Raw genomic sequence first — 3,328 nt, 5'->3', positions numbered from 1 at the left:
GGTATAACCACCGCATAGATAGGCAGTTAGTGAGGTGGATATTGTATTGTTAAAAAAAAGGTTTAAAAAGGTGTTGTGTAAAGCTAAAAGAGTATTATGTTTGCAGGCTCAAAAGCGGATAAGTTATAGGTCTTTTAAGTTGGATAGTTTTGAGGTTTAGAGTATTAGGTAGAGGGGTCAAAAATTTTTCAAAAAAAAGTTTATAAAGTATTGCGTGAGCGGAAAAAGGGTTTTATATTTGCACCCGCTTAACAAGGGAACGCGTTAAGTATAAAAGAAAAAGTTCATAGACACATTGAATTGACAGCGTAAAGGTAGCCATTGGAAACGGTGGTTACCGACAGAGAATAGACCATTTTGAGTAGATAGAAAATTTCTTAATTAAGAGTCGTTAACGGGGTCATGTTATATGATCCATACAGACTAACGATGAAGAGTTTGATCCTGGCTCAGGATGAACGCTAGCGGCAGGCCTAACACATGCAAGTCGAGGGGCAGCGGGGATTGCTTGCAATCCGCCGGCGACCGGCGCACGGGTGCGTAACGCGTATGCAACCTACCCTCTACTGGGAGATAGCCTCTAGAAATGGAGATTAATACCCCATAGTATCTAGAATCTGCATAGATTTTAGATTAAAGGTTACGGTAGAGGATGGGCATGCGTCCTATTAGCTAGTAGGTGTGGTAACGGCACACCTAGGCGACGATAGGTAGGGGCCCTGAGAGGGGGATCCCCCACACTGGTACTGAGACACGGACCAGACTCCTACGGGAGGCAGCAGTGAGGAATATTGGACAATGGGCGGAAGCCTGATCCAGCCATGCCGCGTGCAGGAAGACTGCCCTATGGGTTGTAAACTGCTTTTATACGGGAAGAAACCTGTCCTCGTGAGGACAGCTGACGGTACCGTAAGAATAAGGATCGGCTAACTCCGTGCCAGCAGCCGCGGTAATACGGAGGATCCGAGCGTTATCCGGAATCATTGGGTTTAAAGGGTCCGTAGGTGGAAGGTTAAGTCAGAGGTGAAATCCTGCAGCTCAACTGTAGAATTGCCTTTGATACTGTCCTTCTTGAATTACTGTGAAGCAGCTAGAATATGTAGTGTAGCGGTGAAATGCATAGATATTACATAGAATACCGATTGCGAAGGCAGGTTGCTAACAGTCAATTGACACTGATGGACGAAAGCGTGGGTAGCGAACGGGATTAGATACCCCGGTAGTCCACGCCGTAAACGATGGATACTAGCTGTCCGTTCCGATTAAGGGATGGGTGGCCCAGCGAAAGTGATAAGTATCCCACCTGGGGAGTACGTTCGCAAGAATGAAACTCAAAGGAATTGACGGGGGCCCGCACAAGCGGTGGAGCATGTGGTTTAATTCGATGATACGCGAGGAACCTTACCAGGGCTTAAATGTAGGCTGCATAGGGTAGAGATACCCTTTTCTTCGGACTGCTTACAAGGTGCTGCATGGTTGTCGTCAGCTCGTGCCGTGAGGTGTCAGGTTAAGTCCTATAACGAGCGCAACCCCTGTTGTTAGTTGCCAGCGAGTAAAGTCGGGAACTCTAACAAGACTGCCGGTGCAAACCGTGAGGAAGGTGGGGATGACGTCAAATCATCACGGCCCTTACGTCCTGGGCTACACACGTGCTACAATGGTGGGGACAGAGAGCAGCCACTTCGTGAGAAGGAGCGAATCTATAAACCCCATCACAGTTCGGATCGGAGTCTGCAACTCGACTCCGTGAAGCTGGAATCGCTAGTAATCGCATATCAGCCATGATGCGGTGAATACGTTCCCGGGCCTTGTACACACCGCCCGTCAAGCCATGGAAGCTGGGAGTGCCTGAAGTCCGTCACCGCAAGGAGCGGCCTAGGGTAAAATCGGTAACTAGGGCTAAGTCGTAACAAGGTAGCCGTACCGGAAGGTGCGGCTGGAACACCTCCTTTCTAGAGAGAGACGACCAAAGGGATATTTTATTTATAAGAGTAGTTTTATTCTCTACGCTGTCAATTTATACTATATTAGGGTAGTATACACCAACCAGAATCCAGTCGTCGCTAAGCATTTACTGCAACTGAAGACTGGCCCTGTGTGCTACCGTTATAAGGAGTCTCATAGCTCAGCTGGTTAGAGCGCTACACTGATAATGTAGAGGTCGGCAGTTCGAGTCTGCCTGAGACTACGATGCGGCAGCGCCGCAGTTCAAAGTTCAGGGTTACAAGTTCAAAGTTAAGTTTGAATATTGGGCATTGGGTTTTGAACAAAAAAGTTCATTAAAACAGGAAATTCTGGAAGTTGAGTATGTGGTTATAGTCTAACTACTAACTGCTATGTACTAACGACTAGTATATGGGGAATTAGCTCAGCTGGCTAGAGCGCCTGCCTTGCACGCAGGAGGTCATCGGTTCGACTCCGATATTCTCCACAGATGAATACTTTAAAAAGTAGAATCGAAAAGCGCAAAACGTAAAAAGTTTACTTTTTTAAGTTTAGCGAATAAGATTCTTTTAAAGTATTCTCAAAATTGAAGTTTGAGGACGGTGCGCAAGCACACTCCGAAGAACGAACATTTTGAAGGCTCTATTTTTTTAGGATTTTCAGGATGGGCGTTTGAGGAGGTTGCGCAAGCACACTCCGAAGAACGAACATTTTGAAGGGTCTATTTTTTTGGGATTTTCAGGATGGGCGTTTGAGGTTGGCCACGCGAGTGGCACTCCAAAGGCAGAAAGTTTTGAATAAGGTTCATTGACATATTGGAAAAAGATACATGAAAAGCATCGACAGACCTTTTAGGTTTGTTGATCAGTAAATTAATTGTAACGAGCAATTAAGTAAAAACTCATTAAGAAGAGCAAAAAAGTACAATAAGCTAAGCAAGGGCGTATGGGGGATGCCTAGGCTCTCAGAGGCGAAGAAGGACGCGGTAAGCTGCGAAAATCTGCGGGGATCGGCACACACGAAATGATCCGCAGGTATCCGAATGGGGCAACCCAGTGCAGTGAAGCTGCATTATCCCGAGTAATCGGGAGGCGAACCCGGGGAACTGAAACATCTAAGTACCCGGAGGAGAAGAAAACAAAAGTGATTGCGTTAGTAGTGGCGAGCGAACGCGCATTAGCCCAAACCGATGTTGTTACGGCATCATCGGGGTTGTAGGACTGCGACATTTGTTTTACAGTGAAGTAGAAGTGTCTGGAAAGGCACACCAGAGGAAGTGACAGTCTTGTATACGCAAGCTGTGATAACAATAGCAGTATCCTGAGTAGCGCGGGGCACGAGGAACCCTGTGTGAATTTGGCGGGACCATCCGCTAAGGCTAAAT

General features: G+C 46.8%; 2 tRNA genes and 2 rRNA genes (1 of these 4 only partly in view). All 4 read left to right on the top strand.

What is annotated here, in order from left to right:
* Positions 1–426 precede the first annotated feature (426 nt).
* A 16S ribosomal RNA gene (locus MR041_RS15525) occupies positions 427–1,952 on the top strand.
* 162 nt (positions 1,953–2,114) lie between these two features.
* Positions 2,115–2,188, top strand: a tRNA-Ile gene (locus MR041_RS15520).
* Between the two features lie 169 nt (positions 2,189–2,357).
* A tRNA-Ala gene (locus MR041_RS15515) sits at positions 2,358–2,431 on the top strand.
* Positions 2,432–2,868: 437 nt separating this feature from the next.
* Positions 2,869–3,328: ribosomal RNA gene (locus tag MR041_RS15510) — 23S ribosomal RNA — on the top strand (it continues 2,382 nt past the right edge of the window).
* The 16S and 23S rRNA genes sit together here with 2 tRNA genes alongside, the layout of an rRNA operon.

It is taken from the genome of Aestuariivivens sediminicola, from assembly GCF_022662015.1.
GTDB classification, from domain to species: Bacteria; Bacteroidota; Bacteroidia; order Flavobacteriales; family Flavobacteriaceae; genus Aestuariivivens; species Aestuariivivens sediminicola.
Note: the sequence above shows the minus strand (reverse complement) of the source record. Positions and strands in the feature narration are given on the sequence as shown.